Below are 14,884 nucleotides of genomic sequence, written 5' to 3'. Positions count from 1 at the left end.
CGCTGCTCCATCTCTTCGGCGATACGTTCCAGCACGGGCTGGAAGGTCAGCGAGGGGGCCATGGTCACTATCGTGCCGTCCCGCCGAGCGAGCCGCTCACCCGAGGTACCTCATGATCATGTCCTGGTTCCTGGACACCACGACGGCGTCCGGTTGTGCCGGGGCGGCCGCGCCTCGCGGCCGCCCCGAGGTGTGTTCTCCCTGGTCGGCGCGCGGGTCAGAGCTTCGGTGAGCTGCTGCCCGCGAGCACCTCGGGGCGCAGCAGGCCGGCGAGCCGCTCGGCTGGCAACAGGCCCTTCTCCAGGACGAGTTCGGCGACCCCCCGACCCGTGGCGAGGGCCTCCTTGGCGATGTCGGTGGCCGCCTCGTACCCGATGTACGGGTTGAGGGCGGTCACCAGGCCGATGGAGTTCTCCACCGCGGCCCGCAGCTGCTCCTCGTTGGCCGTGATCCCGGCGACACACCGCTCGGCCAGGGTCAGGCAGGCGCGCTCCAGGTGCGTGATGCTCTCTGAGAGGGAGTGCAGTATCACCGGCTCGAAGGCGTTCAGCTGGAGCTGTCCGGCCTCGGCGGCCATGGTGATGGTGACGTCGTTGCCGATCACCTCGAAGGCGACCTGGTTGACGACCTCCGGGATCACCGGGTTGACCTTGCCGGGCATGATGCTCGAACCGGCCTGCACCGGCGGCAGGTTGATCTCGTTCAGACCGGCGCGCGGGCCCGAGGACAGCAGGCGCAGGTCGTTGCAGCTCTTGGAGAGCTTGACGGCGATCCGCTTGAGCACGCCGGACATCTGCACGAAGGCACCGCAGTCCTGGGTGGCCTCCACCAGGTTGGCGGCGGTCACCAGCGGAAGCCCGGTGATGTCGGAGAGGTGGCGGCGGGCGGACTCGGCGTATCCGGCGGGGGCGTTGAGGCCGGTGCCGATCGCCGTGGCGCCGAGGTTGATCTCGTGGATCAGCTCGACGGCCTCGGCGAGGCGGCTGCGGTCCTCGTCGAGCATGACGGCGTACGCCGAGAACTCCTGCCCCAGCGTCATCGGCACCGCGTCCTGCAGCTGGGTGCGGCCCATCTTCAGCACGTCGCGGAACTCGACGGCCTTGCCCGCGAACGCGTTCTGGAGCACGGCCATCGCCTTCAGCAGCCCGCGCACGGCGAAGACCGTGGCGATCTTGACGGCGGTCGGGTAGACGTCGTTGGTGGACTGGCCGAGGTTGACGTCCTGGTTGGGGTGCAGGTGCTGGTACTCGCCCTTGGCGTGGCCGAGCAGCTCCAGTGCGCGGTTGGCGACGACCTCGTTGGCGTTCATGTTGGTCGAGGTGCCGGCGCCGCCCTGGATGACGTCGACGACGAACTCGTCGTGCAGCTTGCCGTCGCGTATCTCGCGGCAGGCCGCGACGATGGCGGCGGCCTTATTCGGCTCCAGCAGGCCGAGTTCCTCGTTGGCGAGGGCGGCGGCCTCCTTGACGGCGGCGAGGGCGTCGATCAGATGCGGGTACGCGGAGATCGGCGTCCCCGTGATGGGGAAGTTCTCCTTGGCGCGCAGGGTGTGGATGCCCCAGTAGGCCTCGGCGGGTACGTCGCGATTGCCGAGCAGGTCGTGCTCGTTGCGGTGAGCTGCGGCGGTCATGGTGGTGCGGTTCCTCTTCCGGAGGTGGTCGGGTGGCGGGGGGCGTCAGACGTGGGCGTCGGGCGTGAGCGGGTCGAGGGCGCGGACCGGGCGGACGCTGCCGACCGGCCGGCCGCCGCCGAGCAGCGGCTCGCCCGCGAACTCGGCGAGCGCCGCCGGGTCGACCCCGGCCCGGGCGAGGGCCGCCGCGGCGACCGGGATCCGGGCCCGGTTCGCCCCGTCGGCGATCTTCACCGCGACGGCCCGGCCGTCGGGCAGCGCGGCGACCTGGACGCCCTCGAAGCCGTCCTTGGCCAGCAGTCCGGGCACGGCCCGCATCAGCGCGGCGACATCGCGCCCGGAGCCGGAGGCCATCTCGGCGTGCTCACGCATCGCGTCCGCCACCCGTGCCTCCGGAGTGCCGGCCGGTGCGGTGGTGATCCGGGCCGCGGCGCGCGCGAGCCCGTGCAGCGAGACGGAGAACAGGGGGGCGCCGCACCCGTCCACGGTCACCCCGGCGATCGCCTGGCCGGTGAGGTCCTCGACGATCTCGGCGACGGCCTGCTGGAGAGGGTGGCCCGGGTCGAGGTAGCCCTCAAGGGACCAGCCGTTGAGCCGGCAGGTGTAGAGCATGGCCGCGTGCTTGCCGGAGCAGTTCTGCGCGAGCCGGGACGGTAGCCGCCCCTCGCGCACCCAGGCGTCGCGCACGACCGGGTCGTACGGCAGGTCGGGGACGTTGCCGAGGTCGTCCTCGGTGGCGCCGGCCAGCTCCAGGATGCGGCGGGTGCCGGCCAGGTGCCGTTCCTCGCCGGAGTGGCTGGCCGCGGTGAGCGACAGCAGCTCCCCGCCGAGCGGCAGCCCGGCCCGGACCATCGCCGCCGCCTGCACCGGCTTGAGCGCCGAGCGCGGGTAGAAGGCGGCCTCGATGTCGCCCAGTTGGAGCTCCACCGTGCCGTCGGCGCCGAGGACGACGACCGAGCCGTAGTGGATGCCTTCGATCACGCCACCGCGGACGAGATGGGCGACGGGTGCGTGCAGGGGTTCCCGGATCGCGGGAGCCTCGGCCGGCGCACTTCCGTGCAGTACTGCGTGGTTCACGGATTCACCTTGGGGGATTCGGCGCGGGCGACCCGGCCGCGTATGCCGTACCAGCCGGCCACCAGGGCCGCCGCGATCAGCGGCAGGCACAGCACGGTGGTGCGGCTGGCGCCGCCGTCGGCGTACATGAGGACGAACACGGAGACGAGGAAGCCGAGCGTGACGATCTCGGTCCACGGGGAGCCGGGCAGGCGGTAGCCGGGCCGGGAGAGCTCCCCGTCGCGGGTCTTCCTCCAGAAGAGCAGATGGCAGAGCATGATCATGCCCCACGTGGACAGGATGCCGATCGCCGCGAAGTTCAGCACGATCTCGAACGCGTCGGCCGGGACCACGTAGTTGAGGCCCACACCGAGGACGCAGATGCCGCTGGTGAGCAGGATGCCGCCGTACGGGACCTGGCGGCCGCTCATGACCCCGGTGAACCTCGGCGCGGAACCGGACATCGCCATGGAGCGCAGGATGCGGCCGGTTGAGTAGAGGCCGGAGTTGAGGGAGGACATGGCCGCGGTGAGGACGACGAGGTTCATGACGCCGCCGGCCGCGGGGACGCCGATGCGGGACAGGACCGTCACGAACGGGCTCTCCCCGGCGGTGTACTTGTTCCAGGGCAGCAGCATCGACAGCAGGACGACCGAGCCGACGTAGAAGAGGCCGACGCGCCACATGATCGAGTTGATCGCCTTCGGCATGATCTTCTCGGGGTTCTCGGTCTCGCCCGCGGCGACGCCGACCAGCTCGACGGAGGCGTAGGCGAAGACGACACCCTGGATGATCAGCAGCATCGGCAGCACACCGTGCGGGAAGACACCGCCGTGGTCGCTGATCAGGGACGGTCCGGGGGTGGCGCCGTCGACCGGGTGCCGGGTGACCAGCAGAAAGATGGCGATCGCCATGAAGACCACGAGGGCGCTGACCTTGACGATGGCGAACCAGAACTCCAGTTCGCCGAACATCTTCACCGAGATGAGGTTCACGGTGAGCACCACGGCCAGGGCGATGAGCGCGATCACCCACTGCGGGATGTCCGAGAACAGGCCCCAGTAGTGGGTGTACGTGGCCACCGCGGTGATGTCGGCGATGCCGGTGGTGGCCCAGTTCAGGAAGTACATCCAGCCCGCGGTGTAGGCGCCCTTCTCGCCGAGGAACTCACGGGCGTACGACACGAACGCGCCGGAGGACGGGCGGTGCAGGACCAGCTCGCCGAGCGCGCGCACGACGAGGAACGCGAAGACGCCGCAGATCGCGTACGCGACGAAGAGGGAGGGGCCGGCGTCGGCGAGTCGGCCGCCGGCGCCGAGGAACAGGCCGGTGCCGATGGCACCGCCGATGGCGATCATGTTGACGTGCCGGGACTTCAGGGACTTGCTGTAGCCCGCGTCTCCGGCGTCGACGTGATGGGACGAGGGGCGTGTCTCGTCTTTGAGGTGCTGCTCGCTCACGCCTCGGGTCCGCCTTCCGTGGGGAGATCCGTACGCCCGGGGCGCAGGATGTCGGTGAGGGTCGTCTCGACGCGGTCGAGGTGGTGGGCCATGGCCTCGACGGCGTCGTGCTCGGAACCGTCGGTCAGCGCCTCGACGATCGCCCGGTGCTCGCGGTTGGACTGCTCACGGCGGTCGCCCAGCTGGTTGAGGAAGGTCGACTGACGCGCCAGTGCGTCACGGATCTCCTCGATCACCCGGCGGAAGACCGGGTTCTGAGCGGCCTCGGCCACGGCGAGATGGAAGAGGGTGTCCATCGCGACCCACGCGGTGGTGTCCGTCTCCCGTTCCATCCGGTCCAGGAGATGGGCCAGATGGTCGAGGTTCTCCGGGGTGCGGCGCAGCGCCGCGTACCCGGCGACCGGGATCTCCACATGGCGGCGCACTTCCAGCAGATCGCTGGCCGCGTAGTCGCCGAAGGTCGGGTCCTCGACGGCGTTCGCGACGACGAAGGTGCCCTTGCCGGTCCTGGAGACGGTCAGCCCCATGGCCTGCAGGGCCCGCAGGGCCTCACGCAGCACGGGCCGGCTGACCTCGAGGGTCCGGCACAACTCCGCCTCGGAGGGGAGCTTGTCGCCGATCGCGTAGTCGCCGCGCTCGATGGCGTCGCGAAGGTGGGTGAGGACCGCTTCCATCGCGCTGATGCGCCGCGGGCCCCTGCCACCTGTCTGGCTGTCTGACAGGTTCACGGGGGTGATCCTGCGGGTTACGCGACGGGACTGTCAAGAGGCGCCGGCCGGGAGAACACCAGGGGCGGGAAGCCTGGACAACGGCTTCCCGCCCCTGGGTGACACGGCGGTGATCAGCGGCGACGGGCGGCGCTCAGCTCAGGACGCCGGTTGCGAGCAGCCCTAGGAGACCCACACCGATGACGATCCGGTAGATCACGAATGCGTTGAAGGAGTGCTTGGCGACGAACTTCAGCAGCCAGGCGATGGAGGCGTAGGCGACCACGAACGACACGATGGTGCCGACGGCGAGCGGCGCGGCGCCCACCCCCGCGCCCAGGGCGTCCTTCAGCTCGTAGATACCGGCGCCGGTGAGGGCCGGGATGCCGAGGAAGAAGGACAGGCGGGTGGCGGCGACCCGGTCCAGGTCGAGGATGAGCGCGGTGGACATGGTGGCACCGGAGCGGGAGAACCCGGGGAAGAGCAGGGCGAGGATCTGGGAGCTGCCGACGAGCATGGCGTCCTTGAAGGAGGTGTCGTCCTCACCGCGCTTGTGCCGGCCCATCTGGTCGGCCGCCCACATCACACCGGAACCGACGATCAGCGAGCCCGCGACCACCCACAGCGAGGCGAGCGGACCGTCGATCAGCGGCTTGGCGGCCAGGCCCACCACGACGATCGGAACGGTCGCGGCGATCACCCACCAGGCGAACTTGTAGTCGTGGTGGTACCGCTCACGCGGGTTGAACAGGCCCCGGATCCAGGCCGAGACGATCCGCACGATGTCCTTGAAGAAGTACAGGAGCACGGCCGCGATGGCGCCGACCTGGATGACGGCCGAGAAACCGACGACGGCCGGGTCGTCGACGGGGATCTTCATGAGCCCCTCAGTGATCTTGAGGTGACCGGTCGAGGACACCGGGAGGAATTCGGTCACCCCCTCGACGACTCCGAGGACGACGGCCTGACCGACGCTGATGACGCTCATGAGATCCAGTTCTGAGGAGTGGTCGACAGTGCTGTAGACGATGGTGCTCGGGAAGTTGTACTACGTACGGGCGACGACCGCCTAGCGCGGCCATACCGCCCCGGCGATCGAGGCCCCCGCGAAGGCCGCGCCGAGGCCCGCCGTCAGGCTCGCGACGACGTTGGCGGCAGCGTAGAACCCCGCCCCGGTCTCGGTGAGACGCAGTGTCTCGTAAGAGAAGGTCGAGTAGGTGGTCAGCGCCCCGCACAGGCCCGTGCCGATCAGGAGCTGAAGATGGGGCGAGGCATGACCGGACGCCGCGGCCCCGGTGAGCAGGCCGAGGATCAGACATCCCGTGACATTCACGGCCAGGGTGCCCCAGGGGAAGACGGTGTCATGCCTGAGCTGCACCGCGCGGTCGGTCAGATAGCGCAGGGGCGCCCCGACCACGGCGCCGACGATCACCAGCAGCCAATTCACAACGAGTTCTTACCTTTCCCGTCTGGTGTGCTGCCGCTCCCGTCCTCGGCAGGGCCGCGCCCGGCCCCCGCGTCGCCTTCTCCGGCCGCCGTGCGCGGGGTTCCCCCGCGTCCCGTGTAGGTGATCACCTCGCACTCGTCGAGGGTCACCAGCCCCTCGGTGACGAGTTCGTCGAGCTGCGGCAGAAAGGCCCTGACGCGCTCCTCGGTGTCGATCACGATGACGGCCACGGGCAGGTCCTCACTCAGGGACAGCAGCCGCGAGGTGTGGATGAGCGAGGAGGCGCCGAAGCCCTCGACACCGTGGAACACACTGGCGCCCGCCAGGCCCGCGGCGTGCGCCCGGTGCACGATCTCGGCGTACAGGGGCTTGCGGTGCCATCGGTCGTGCTCGCCGATGTAGACGGTCAGTCGCAGGGCCCTGCCGGTCAGTCGGGTCATCGTCGCCTCCGTGGGGCGCCGTCCGGTGGTCTCGTTCATCGCTGCCGCCAGGCCAGGAGCCCGCGCGCGGACTTCATCGCGAGCCACACCGCGGTGAGAGCCCCGGCCAGGGTCGCAAACAGATAGGCGAGCGCGGTGCGCGGCTCGCCCGCGTCCACCAGTCTCTGGATCTCGACGGCGTACGTCGAGAAGGTGGTGAAGCCGCCGAGCACCCCGGTGCCGAAGAAGGGGCGCACCAGCCGGTGGGCGGCCCACACCTCCGTGATCACGACCATGAACACGCCGATCACGGCACAGCCGATGATGTTGATCCCGAAGGTGGTCCAGGGGAATCCGCCGGTCCGTGCGGGCCAGAGCAACGAGGCGGCGTAGCGGGCGGTGGCCCCGATGGCGCCGCCGAGGGCGACGACCGCCACGACGGCACCCTGCCCCTGCCAGGGGGAGGGCGTCCGAACGGGCTCGGGCGCGGGGGAACCGGCCCGGTCGGCGCTCTTGGGGTGTGGGACTGTCATGGAAGTACTGCTCCTACTCGCCGGGGCCCTGCCGGACGGGCACGCTCGATCGCAAGTAGGGACCGTTGGCGGCAGCACTGCCGCGGTTCGGGTACGGCGGGCCCCACCACCGCGCCGCGGAAGGTGATCGCGGCCGGGGAACAGGGTAACCCGGTGCGCGAGCGGCCCGCACACAGGCGGCGCGGGGACTAGGGGCTCGCGGCCTGGCCACCTGCGTGACTTGGCTCACCGTGCTGCCACTTCGGCCCGTTCCCCCCTCGGCCCGAACCCGACCGGCACGCCACAGTGGTCCAGAGGGCGGGCACGGAGGGACGAGATGCTGAAGACACCCGCGAGCGAGCGACGGATGCGGATTCTCGAGTGGTTGAAGGACCCGGTCGCGCACTTCCCGCCACAGCGCCGCCTCGACCTCGTCGAGGACGGGGTCACAGTGGCGGCGGTCGCCGAGAAGCTCCATGTGGCCCGGTCCGTCGCCGCCACCGATCTGCGGATCCTCGCCTCCCTCGGCCTGCTGCGCACCAAGAGGAACTGCCGGCACACCTTGTACCGCCGGGACGAGGTCCGTATCGCCGAGGTGGCGCGCCTGTTCGAGAAGGGGTGGTAGACGACGGCCCGTGGGCCACGGTGGTTCAGCGGTGGCCGAACCAGTTCATCGCGGGCAGCGCCCGGTCGTCGTAGCCGAACAGGGCCTGTTACTCCCGGCCGTTGCCGGAGGACGGATCGGTGGGGTCCCAGCCGTTGCCCGGCACCGCGGTCCTCGTGGCCTCCCAGGAGAAGACTCCCAGGCCGCTGCCGTTCGGGACGGCCTCCACGATATTCATCACGTCCCGGAGCCAGGCGGCCTGCCCGGCCGGGGTCGCGGGGTAGCCGGCCACCAGTTCACCGGTGGTGTCGATCTGGTTGGTGAGGAAGTCGTCGCTGTCCAGCCGGAAGGGGTAGGCCGTCTCCGCGACGAAGACGGGCTTGCCGTAGCGGGAGGCCGTCGAGACCTACCAGGCCGTGCCCGCGCCCAGCCGGTGCCGGGTGACGGCGGGGTGGCCCGCGGCCGGTCCGTCGGCGTAGGTCCACATGGTCTCGGCGCCGCGCGGGACGACGAACTCGGTCCAGACGTCACCGGTCAGCTCGGCGCCGTCGGGGCCGGTGACGCGGATCCGCTGGTCCTTCAGCAGGGGCGAGAACTCCTCGGCGGTCAGGCCGAGCACCTCGCGCAGGGCGCCGGGGCAGGCGCCCTCGTGGACGGCGTCGTGCTCGTCGACGATTCCGGAGAAGTACGAGACGACGAGGGTTCCGCCCCGCTCGACGTACTCCTTGAGGTCGTTCCCGGCCGCCTGCGTCATCAGATACTGCGCGGGCACGACGACCAGGGGATACGCCGAGAGATCGGCCTCCGGGTGGGCGAAGTCGACCGTGAGATGACGGTCGTAGAGGGCCTCGTAGAACGTGTCGGCGCGCTCGCGCGGATCGTGGTCCTCGCTGGGGCGCCACGGGAGGTTCTGCGCCCACCAGGACTGCCAGTCCCAGAGCACCGCCGCGTCGGCCCGGGTGCGGGTGCCGCGGATCGCGCTCAACGAGCGGATGTCCGCCCCGAGTTCGACGACCTCGCGCCAGACGCGGGTGTCCGTGCCGCCTTGCGGGAGCATCGCCGAGTGGAACTTCTCGGTGCCGCGCCGGTACTGCCGCCACTGGAAGAACAGGGCGCCCTCGGAGCCGCGGGCGAGGTGAGCGAGGGAGTTGCGGGCCATCTGGCCTGGGGCCTTGGCGGGGTTGCGGGGCTGCCAGTTGACGCCCGAGGTGGAGTGCTCCAGGAGCAGCCAGGGATCGCCGCCCGCGACGGAGCGGGTCAGGTCGGCGGCCATCGCGAGGTCGACATAGCGAGATGGTTCGGGTGCTGCTGGCCCGGATCGGCGGGGAGGAACCGGCAGCGGTGGTCCTCCCGACGGAGCTGGTGAGGCGCGAGTCGACGTGATCCGGCGGTCCGCCGGGAGCGACCGGTCAGTTTCGGAGAAGCACTCCCGCACTCCCCCGACCTAACGTGAGACCACCGGCACACGACGCCGGACCCATATATCCCGGATCCCGTGTCCGGGATCTCGTATCCCGTATCCGGAGGAGTACGCCATGACCACCGGCGTCCAGACGATCATCTACCCCGCCAAGGATCTCGCCCGGTCGAAGGCCGTGTTCAGCGCGCTGCTGGAGGTGGAGCCCTACGCGGACGAGCCGTACTACGTCGGGTTCAAGGCCGCCGGGCAGGACATCGGCCTCGACCCCAACGGCCATGCCAAGGGCATGACCGGCCCGGTGCCCTACTGGCAGGTGACGGACATCCGGGCGCGTCTCGCGGCTCTGCTGGAGGCCGGGGCGGAGCTGCTCCAGGACGTCCAGGACGTCGGCAACGGCCGGCTGATCGCCTCGCTGAAGGACCCGGACGGCAACCTCGTGGGGCTGATGCAGGACCCGGTGGCCTGAGGCCGGGGACCGCACTCACGACGAGGGGGCGGCCGTGCCCGGGCCGGGCCGCCCCCTCGCCGCGAATTTGCTTGCCCGCACACTAATTGCACAATAAACAAAAGGGTCGATCTCTGTTACCGTGCAGGTATGGCAGTGGAAACGGCCGGTGCCCGGCTCGAGGAACGGTGGCGGGACATCCTGTCCCTGCACGCCCGCACCCTGTGCGAGATCGACCGGGTACTTCACCCGTACGGCCTCGGAGCCAGCGACTTCGAGGTGCTCGACATCCTGGCCACCGAGGCGCCCGCACACGGCGAGCTGTGCCGGGTGCACAACATCGCCGGACGCGTCCATCTGAGCCAGAGCGCCCTGTCCCGGCTGCTCGGACGGCTGGAGAAGGAAGGCCTGCTGGTGCGCTCCGTGTGCGAGGAGGACCGCCGCGGGGTCTGGGTCGCGCTGACCGAGAAGGGCCGCGCCCTGTACACCCAGGTGCTGCCGCTGCAACGCGAGGCGCTGGCCCGCACGCTGAACGCCGGGGCACCCCTGGTCTGACCGTCCGGTCAGACGACGAACTCGGCTCCGTCCACGAGGACTTCGACTCCCGCCTCGGCCACCTGGCGCCGGGCCGCCGACGCCGGGTCGAGCAGCGGGTTGGTGTTGTTGAGGTGGGTGTAGATCCGGCGCGGTCCGGGATGCCGGGCCAGCTGCCGCAGACTGCCGTGCGCGCCCGTGACCGGCAGATGCCCCATGGCCGCCTGTCCGGCCGCCCCGCGCACCGCGGTGCCCATCTCGCCGGCGGCGTGGAACGTGCCGTCGAGCAGGGCGCAGTCCGCCGTCTCCAGCAGCTCGTCCAGCACCGGCGACCAGGCGCCCACGCACGGCGCGTACACAAGGACCCTGCCGGTGGCCAGGTCCTCGATGCGGTACGCGATCACCCAGGGGTTGTCCGCGGCGGCACCCGGGAGGTAGCGGGGCGCCTTGGCGCCCACCGGGTGCGCGGTGACGACCAGTCCGCCCGCCAGGACGAACCCTCCGTCGGTCAGGGCGTCCGCCCACTCCCACCCCGTGTAGCGGCCGAGCGCCGCCCGCAGGGGCGCCAGCGCGGCCAGCACCGGCGGCCCCGCGTACACCTTCAGGGCCGGACCGCCGCGCAGCACGCCCAGGCCCAAGGCGTGGTCGGCCTCCGCGTCGGTGAGCAGCACACCTCTGACCGGGCTGTCCCGGGGCCCGGGGCCGGGCCAGAGCGGGGCGTTGGCCGCCAGTTGCGTCCGGATGTCGGGTGAGGCGTTCAGCAGCCACCAGTCGCGCCCGTTGCCGGTGACGGCGACACACTCCTGGCTGCGGGAGGGCAGTTTGCCGTCACGGGCAGCCGTGCACAGCGCGCACGCGCAGTTCCACTGCGGGAAGCCACCACCGGCCGCCGTGCCCAGCAGGATGACCCTCACGACCAATCCCCTCCCTCGTCGGGGCGCTCCCCTGGGATCTTCCCGCCGCAGGGGCCCGGGCTACCCCGCCCTGGGGGGCAGTTCCGGCCGACCTCGGTCCTCGGGCCGCCGGTCCGCCGGGCGCAACGGCGGCAGGGGAGCGGCGACGAAGTCGCGCGGGCCGCTCCACAGGGCGGGTACGGCGTCGGAGCGGCGGCACAGCTCGTAGGCGGTCGCCTCGTAGTTGACCCGCCAGCCGTGGAAGTGCGGCCAGGCCTCCTTGGCGGACCTCTCGGCCGGGAAGCCCGCCGCCTCCACCATCGCCACGGCCGCCTCGAACTCCACGAAGGTGAGGTGGATGGGCGCGTCCGGTGCCGGGTCCGTGTCGAAGGGGAAGCGTACGGAGCGGGCGATGTCCCGCAGGGCGGTGAAACCGGCCCGGAGCACCAGACGGGCCTCCGGCGGGGCGGAGCGCGGGGCGAGCGAGAGCTGCATGGCCGCCGCGTCCATGACGGCGAGCAGTCCGACCAGCCAGTGCCGGTAGGGGCGGGGCGAACGGAAGGAGACCAGCACCGGGTAGGTGGAGTGGCTCTCGCCGATGTCCGAGGCCAGCCGCTCCCAGGAACGGTAGAGCTCGGACAGCGCGGCCTCCGTCTGGACCAGCCACTGCCGGGCGAGGATCTCCGGCCCCCAGGAGGGTTCGCCGGCCCGGGCCTGCAGCAGGGTGACCTCCAGCTCACGGCGGTTGTAGGCGGCGTACAGGGTGGGCAGGTACGCGATCTGCAAGGCGATGACCACGGGACCGGTGGCCGCCGCGAGGAAGTCCACGGCGGACAGATGCAGCCGCTGACCGCTGGCGAAGCCGAGCGTGAAGAGGCTGGATCCCGCCTCACGGAAGGAGTTGGCCCAATTCAGGGTGGACAAGGCGTGCAGCAGCAGTCCGTAACCGACGAGGGCCCCGCCGAGCCAGGTCGCGAGCATGCCCATCAGGATCAGCGGCCCGAGCCAGGTCTGCGTACGGTCGATGGCCTGGTAGTCGCCGCGCAGGGCCCCCAGCCGCAGCAGGACGCGCAGCACCCGCCACAGCCGGTACACGAGCCCCGAGTAGAGGCCGCGGGGCACCACCAGGGTGCGCAGGATGCTGGCCAGGACGCTCCCGAGGAGCAGTACACCGGCCACGCCGGAGATCCATCTCATGGCGTCATTGTGCGGCGGGCCCGATCCGCCTCCGCGGGATGAATCGCGTACGGCGTCGAGCACGGCCCGGGCCACCGCCGCTGTCCGGATGGACAGGCGCTCTGTGGCGGAACCCCGGCCGGCCGGTCACCCTACGGGCGGGCCAGGAGCGTGCGGACCCCGTCGGAGTTGAGCGTCAGGCCGTGCGACGAGGCGGCGTCGATGGTGAGCGTGAGATCTCCGGTGGGCCACTGGGAGGCCAGCGCACCGAGCGGCACGAGCCGGTAGCGCGAGACGAACGGCAACAGATCGGTCATCTCCGTCTCGGAGGTGAACACGGGCACCGTCTGCTCGCCGTCCGGCTGCTCCAGGACCGGCAGCGCCACGGCGTTGGGATTGGTGGCGTCCTCCTCCGTGGCGTCGTCCGGCACGGGTACGAGCACTTCGCTTCCGGCCAGCGTGTCCAGCGCCTTGGTGTCGGCGGCGTCCACCACGAGGGTGTCCAGCGCCGCCTGCGCCTCGTTCGGGCGGGGGGTCTTCTCGGGTATGTCCATGGCAGATTCCCAGGTAGTGGCGGGCAGGCGTCCGGAACCGCCGGCTCCGGACGACGCGTTCCCGACACGTACCCGCGCGAGGACGGGCCATGCATTCGGTGACGGCCGGAATCGGGTGGCCCGGAGCCGGACGGACCGGGTGAGTCCGGTCCGCCCCCGCCGCGCCGGGCTCACCCGGTCCAGGCGGCCGGAGCCCTGCCCGGGCGTTTGACCGCCTGGCCCACGAGCACGGTCTCCGTACCGTCGACTCCCAGGGCGCCGAGGTCCCGGGTGATGAACCGGTAGAGGTCCTCCAGATCGCGCAGCCAGACCGCGACCTGCAGATTGGACGCCCCGGTGGTCGCGAACGCGCCGTGCACCGCGGGGTGCGCCGCGAGCGCGCGCCCCACGCCGTCGAGGCGGTCGGGCGCGACACGCATCATGACGTTCGCGTCGATGAGCAGCCCGAGCCGCCTCGGGTCGACCACGACGTGGGTGAGCAGGCGGCCGCTCCGGGAGAGCCGGGCGATCCGGCGCCGGACGGTGGAGTCGGGATGGCCCGTTCGCGCCGCGACGGCCGCCGCCGGCGCCCGGGCGTCGTCCTCCAGCGCCGCGAGGATGTCGCGGTCGATGTCGTCCACCGGCCCCGCCGCGGCGGCTCCCGGCTGCCGTACCGGTGTCAGTGCCACGCGTTCGGCGTCGCTGAGAACGGCGTGCCGCCAGTCCGACGCCTCCGCGAACACATGCAGTACGGTGTCCGCGGCCACCGAGGCGACGGCCCGGGTGGCGGGCAGATCACGGAACACCAGGTGCTCCCGGGTGCCGGGGCGCGTCCACGAGACGGCGAGGATCTCGTCGCCGGATGTCGACACATCGATGAACGGGATGTCGGGGCGGGCCGCGAGGGCGGCCGTGAGGGCGTCCAGCCGGCCACCGAGCACCCGGATCCGCACAAACAGCGCGCCGGCCGAGTCCGGCCTGGCGGGCAGGGCGATCAGCCGGCAGACGCCGTCGGCGATCAGCGCCGCCCAGCGCCGGTGGAGGGTCCGCGGGCTGATGCCGAGGACCTCGCCCGCCCGCTCGGCGGTCAGCCGCCCGTCGCACTGCAGCGCCGCGACGAGCCGCTGATCGCGCTCATCGAGCACTTGCTGCCCCATTTCCTGGGCCATGAATGGCAGTATCGCCCACACGGACCCTGCGGGAGGACCCGGGGCAGCTAGGAGCGCGGACGATGGTGCCGTCGATCCGAACTCGCACGGGAGCCCACGATGACGTACCGGAACCTGCTCGCCCCCATGGCCGCCACCGTCCAGGAGGTGGGCGAGCTGCTGGCCCCGCCGCGGCCCGCACCCGTCACCTCCTTCGACGAACTCACCGCCGTCTACGGCGCGTCGGAGGCACCGGCGGTCGCCGTCATGCGCCGGCACCTGGACGCGCTGCGGCCGGGCGTGGGCTGGGCGGACGAGTGGGAGGAGCGTGCCGCGCCGCCCGCCGAGGGCGAGGTGTGGGTCGTCGATGTCGTCGACGGCGCGATGCAGTTCCTCCAGGACCTGCCGCAGTTCTGTGTGAGCCTCGCGCTGGTGCGGGGCAGCGCACCCGTGGCGGCGGCCCTTCACGGACCCCGATGGGCGAGACCTACCTCGCCGCCCTCGGCGAGGGTGCCGCCCGCAACGGGGTGCCGATCGGCCCGTCGGCGAAGACGGACCCGGCCGTCGCTGTCGTCCAGACCGCGAGCCGATCAGGCCCGCGCCGGCGCGCGTGTAGTACTCGCGCATGAGGTCGGTGGGGACGTCGCCGGGCTGGGCGGCGCGCATGCGGGTCAGGGGCGCCATGAACACGCGGTTGTGCGGGTGGTGAACGCGGGCAGGGCGAGCCGATGGGTCAAATTGGGCATGGGTATCCCCTCCAGTCGGCATCGGCCGGCCGTGATCGGTGTTCTTGGAATGTGTCCCGCCGCCCAATGCCCGACGGGCGGGTCCGCCTGGGGCGTGTTGGGGGACTGACCGGGCCGGGGGGGGGGTTGCGAAAACCCCCCCCCCGGGGCGGGG

Annotated in this window: 16 protein-coding genes and 2 pseudogenes; 4 read left to right on the top strand and 14 right to left on the bottom strand. The window is 71.5% G+C overall.

From position 1 onward, the window contains the following. Nucleotides 1–217 precede the first annotated feature (217 nt). From aspA to crcB (ACFYX0_RS43175), 8 genes are all read right to left on the bottom strand, one after another. Nucleotides 218–1,630, bottom strand: a complete 1,413-nt coding sequence (aspA, locus tag ACFYX0_RS43210) for an aspartate ammonia-lyase (protein WP_388980187.1) — start codon at nt 1,628–1,630, stop codon at nt 218–220. Nucleotides 1,631–1,675: 45 nt separating this feature from the next. Further along, a complete protein-coding gene (locus tag ACFYX0_RS43205) occupies nt 1,676–2,692 on the bottom strand; it encodes an asparaginase (protein WP_388980193.1) in 1,017 nt (338 codons plus the stop codon). 11 nt (nt 2,693–2,703) lie between these two features. Beyond that, nucleotides 2,704–4,146 carry an amino acid permease gene (locus ACFYX0_RS43200; protein WP_388980184.1) on the bottom strand — a complete coding sequence of 481 codons (1,443 nt, stop codon included), beginning with the start codon at nt 4,144–4,146 and terminating at the stop codon, nt 2,704–2,706. Continuing rightward, nucleotides 4,143–4,820, bottom strand: coding sequence for a FadR/GntR family transcriptional regulator (locus ACFYX0_RS43195; protein ID WP_388980190.1), 678 nt, complete (start codon nt 4,818–4,820; stop codon nt 4,143–4,145). The genes ACFYX0_RS43200 and ACFYX0_RS43195 overlap by 4 nt, the downstream gene beginning before the upstream one ends. Before the next feature lie 187 nt (nt 4,821–5,007). Beyond that, nucleotides 5,008–5,841: an undecaprenyl-diphosphate phosphatase gene (locus ACFYX0_RS43190; protein WP_355913105.1), complete on the bottom strand. Its 834-nt coding sequence runs from the start codon at nt 5,839–5,841 to the stop codon at nt 5,008–5,010. An 81-nt stretch (nt 5,842–5,922) separates the two neighbouring features. After that, the gene (crcB, locus tag ACFYX0_RS43185; protein WP_355913108.1) at nt 5,923–6,300 is read right to left on the bottom strand and encodes a fluoride efflux transporter CrcB; all 378 of its coding nucleotides are present in this window, start codon (nt 6,298–6,300) and stop codon (nt 5,923–5,925) included. Continuing rightward, nucleotides 6,297–6,740 carry a DUF190 domain-containing protein gene (locus ACFYX0_RS43180; RefSeq protein WP_388980181.1) on the bottom strand — a complete coding sequence of 148 codons (444 nt, stop codon included), beginning with the start codon at nt 6,738–6,740 and terminating at the stop codon, nt 6,297–6,299. The genes crcB (ACFYX0_RS43185) and ACFYX0_RS43180 overlap by 4 nt, the downstream gene beginning before the upstream one ends. 35 nt (nt 6,741–6,775) lie before the next feature. Further along, nucleotides 6,776–7,252, bottom strand: a complete 477-nt coding sequence (gene crcB, locus ACFYX0_RS43175; protein ID WP_388980179.1) for a fluoride efflux transporter CrcB — start codon at nt 7,250–7,252, stop codon at nt 6,776–6,778. A 316-nt stretch (nt 7,253–7,568) separates the two neighbouring features. Here crcB (ACFYX0_RS43175) and ACFYX0_RS43170 point away from each other — a divergent pair, with 316 nt between their 5' ends. After that, nucleotides 7,569–7,856 (top strand): ArsR family transcriptional regulator, encoded by a 288-nt coding sequence (locus ACFYX0_RS43170; RefSeq protein ID WP_311696341.1) that lies wholly within the window; start codon nt 7,569–7,571, stop codon nt 7,854–7,856. A gap of 25 nt (nt 7,857–7,881) precedes the next feature. On the opposite strand, the pseudogene ACFYX0_RS43165 reads toward ACFYX0_RS43170, so the two are convergent. Together ACFYX0_RS43165 and ACFYX0_RS43160 are read right to left on the bottom strand one after the other, a co-directional pair. Then, nucleotides 7,882–8,232: pseudogene (locus ACFYX0_RS43165) on the bottom strand (glycosyl hydrolase 53 family protein); the annotation flags it as partial. A 12-nt stretch (nt 8,233–8,244) separates the two neighbouring features. Beyond that, nucleotides 8,245–9,123 (bottom strand): annotated as a pseudogene (locus ACFYX0_RS43160) (beta-galactosidase); the annotation flags it as partial. A 247-nt stretch (nt 9,124–9,370) separates the two neighbouring features. Here ACFYX0_RS43160 and ACFYX0_RS43155 point away from each other — a divergent pair. Together ACFYX0_RS43155 and ACFYX0_RS43150 are read left to right on the top strand one after the other, a co-directional pair. Further along, nucleotides 9,371–9,721: a VOC family protein gene (locus ACFYX0_RS43155; RefSeq protein ID WP_311696343.1), complete on the top strand. Its 351-nt coding sequence runs from the start codon at nt 9,371–9,373 to the stop codon at nt 9,719–9,721. Nucleotides 9,722–9,850: 129 nt separating this feature from the next. Beyond that, entirely contained in the window at nt 9,851–10,255 is a 405-nt protein-coding gene (locus ACFYX0_RS43150) for a MarR family winged helix-turn-helix transcriptional regulator (protein WP_388980176.1), read from the top strand. Nucleotides 10,256–10,263: 8 nt separating this feature from the next. Here ACFYX0_RS43150 and pqqB read toward each other — a convergent pair whose 3' ends face one another. The 4 genes from pqqB to ACFYX0_RS43130 form a co-directional block, all read right to left on the bottom strand. Then, nucleotides 10,264–11,148, bottom strand: a complete 885-nt coding sequence (pqqB, locus tag ACFYX0_RS43145; protein WP_388980174.1) for a pyrroloquinoline quinone biosynthesis protein PqqB — start codon at nt 11,146–11,148, stop codon at nt 10,264–10,266. A gap of 60 nt (nt 11,149–11,208) precedes the next feature. After that, a complete protein-coding gene (locus tag ACFYX0_RS43140; protein ID WP_355913123.1) occupies nt 11,209–12,324 on the bottom strand; it encodes a hypothetical protein in 1,116 nt (371 codons plus the stop codon). A 131-nt stretch (nt 12,325–12,455) separates the two neighbouring features. Beyond that, nucleotides 12,456–12,857 (bottom strand): SseB family protein, encoded by a 402-nt coding sequence (locus ACFYX0_RS43135; protein WP_388980171.1) that lies wholly within the window; start codon nt 12,855–12,857, stop codon nt 12,456–12,458. Between the two features lie 170 nt (nt 12,858–13,027). Then, nucleotides 13,028–14,005: an AsnC family transcriptional regulator gene (locus ACFYX0_RS43130; protein WP_388980168.1), complete on the bottom strand. Its 978-nt coding sequence runs from the start codon at nt 14,003–14,005 to the stop codon at nt 13,028–13,030. 99 nt (nt 14,006–14,104) lie between these two features. Here ACFYX0_RS43130 and ACFYX0_RS43125 point away from each other — a divergent pair, with 99 nt between their 5' ends. After that, nucleotides 14,105–14,839 (top strand): inositol monophosphatase family protein, encoded by a 735-nt coding sequence (locus tag ACFYX0_RS43125; RefSeq protein ID WP_388980165.1) that lies wholly within the window; start codon nt 14,105–14,107, stop codon nt 14,837–14,839. Nucleotides 14,840–14,884: the final 45 nt, after the last annotated feature.

This window comes from Streptomyces sp. NPDC002573 (genome assembly GCF_042889625.1).
Lineage (GTDB): Bacteria > Actinomycetota > Actinomycetes > Streptomycetales > Streptomycetaceae > Streptomyces > Streptomyces gibsoniae.
The sequence above is the reverse complement of the archived record's forward strand: the minus strand, read 5'-3'. Positions and strand labels throughout refer to the sequence as shown.

Bases quoted from the DNA above. Each gene is read 5' to 3' on its own strand.
- ACFYX0_RS43125 (WP_388980165.1), top strand. From the start codon at position 14,105: ATGACGTACCGGAACCTGCTCGCCCCCATGGCCGCCACCGTCCAGGAG.
- ACFYX0_RS43195 (WP_388980190.1), bottom strand. From the start codon at position 4,820: ATGGAAGCGGTCCTCACCCACCTTCGCGACGCCATCGAGCGCGGCGAC.
- ACFYX0_RS43130 (WP_388980168.1), bottom strand. From the start codon at position 14,005: ATGGCCCAGGAAATGGGGCAGCAAGTGCTCGATGAGCGCGATCAGCGG.
- ACFYX0_RS43180 (WP_388980181.1), bottom strand. From the start codon at position 6,740: ATGACCCGACTGACCGGCAGGGCCCTGCGACTGACCGTCTACATCGGC.
- aspA (WP_388980187.1), bottom strand. From the start codon at position 1,630: ATGACCGCCGCAGCTCACCGCAACGAGCACGACCTGCTCGGCAATCGC.
- ACFYX0_RS43140 (WP_355913123.1), bottom strand. From the start codon at position 12,324: ATGAGATGGATCTCCGGCGTGGCCGGTGTACTGCTCCTCGGGAGCGTC.
- ACFYX0_RS43155 (WP_311696343.1), top strand. From the start codon at position 9,371: ATGACCACCGGCGTCCAGACGATCATCTACCCCGCCAAGGATCTCGCC.
- ACFYX0_RS43135 (WP_388980171.1), bottom strand. From the start codon at position 12,857: ATGGACATACCCGAGAAGACCCCCCGCCCGAACGAGGCGCAGGCGGCG.
- crcB (WP_388980179.1), bottom strand. From the start codon at position 7,252: ATGACAGTCCCACACCCCAAGAGCGCCGACCGGGCCGGTTCCCCCGCG.
- ACFYX0_RS43170 (WP_311696341.1), top strand. From the start codon at position 7,569: ATGCTGAAGACACCCGCGAGCGAGCGACGGATGCGGATTCTCGAGTGG.
- ACFYX0_RS43150 (WP_388980176.1), top strand. From the start codon at position 9,851: ATGGCAGTGGAAACGGCCGGTGCCCGGCTCGAGGAACGGTGGCGGGAC.
- ACFYX0_RS43190 (WP_355913105.1), bottom strand. From the start codon at position 5,841: ATGAGCGTCATCAGCGTCGGTCAGGCCGTCGTCCTCGGAGTCGTCGAG.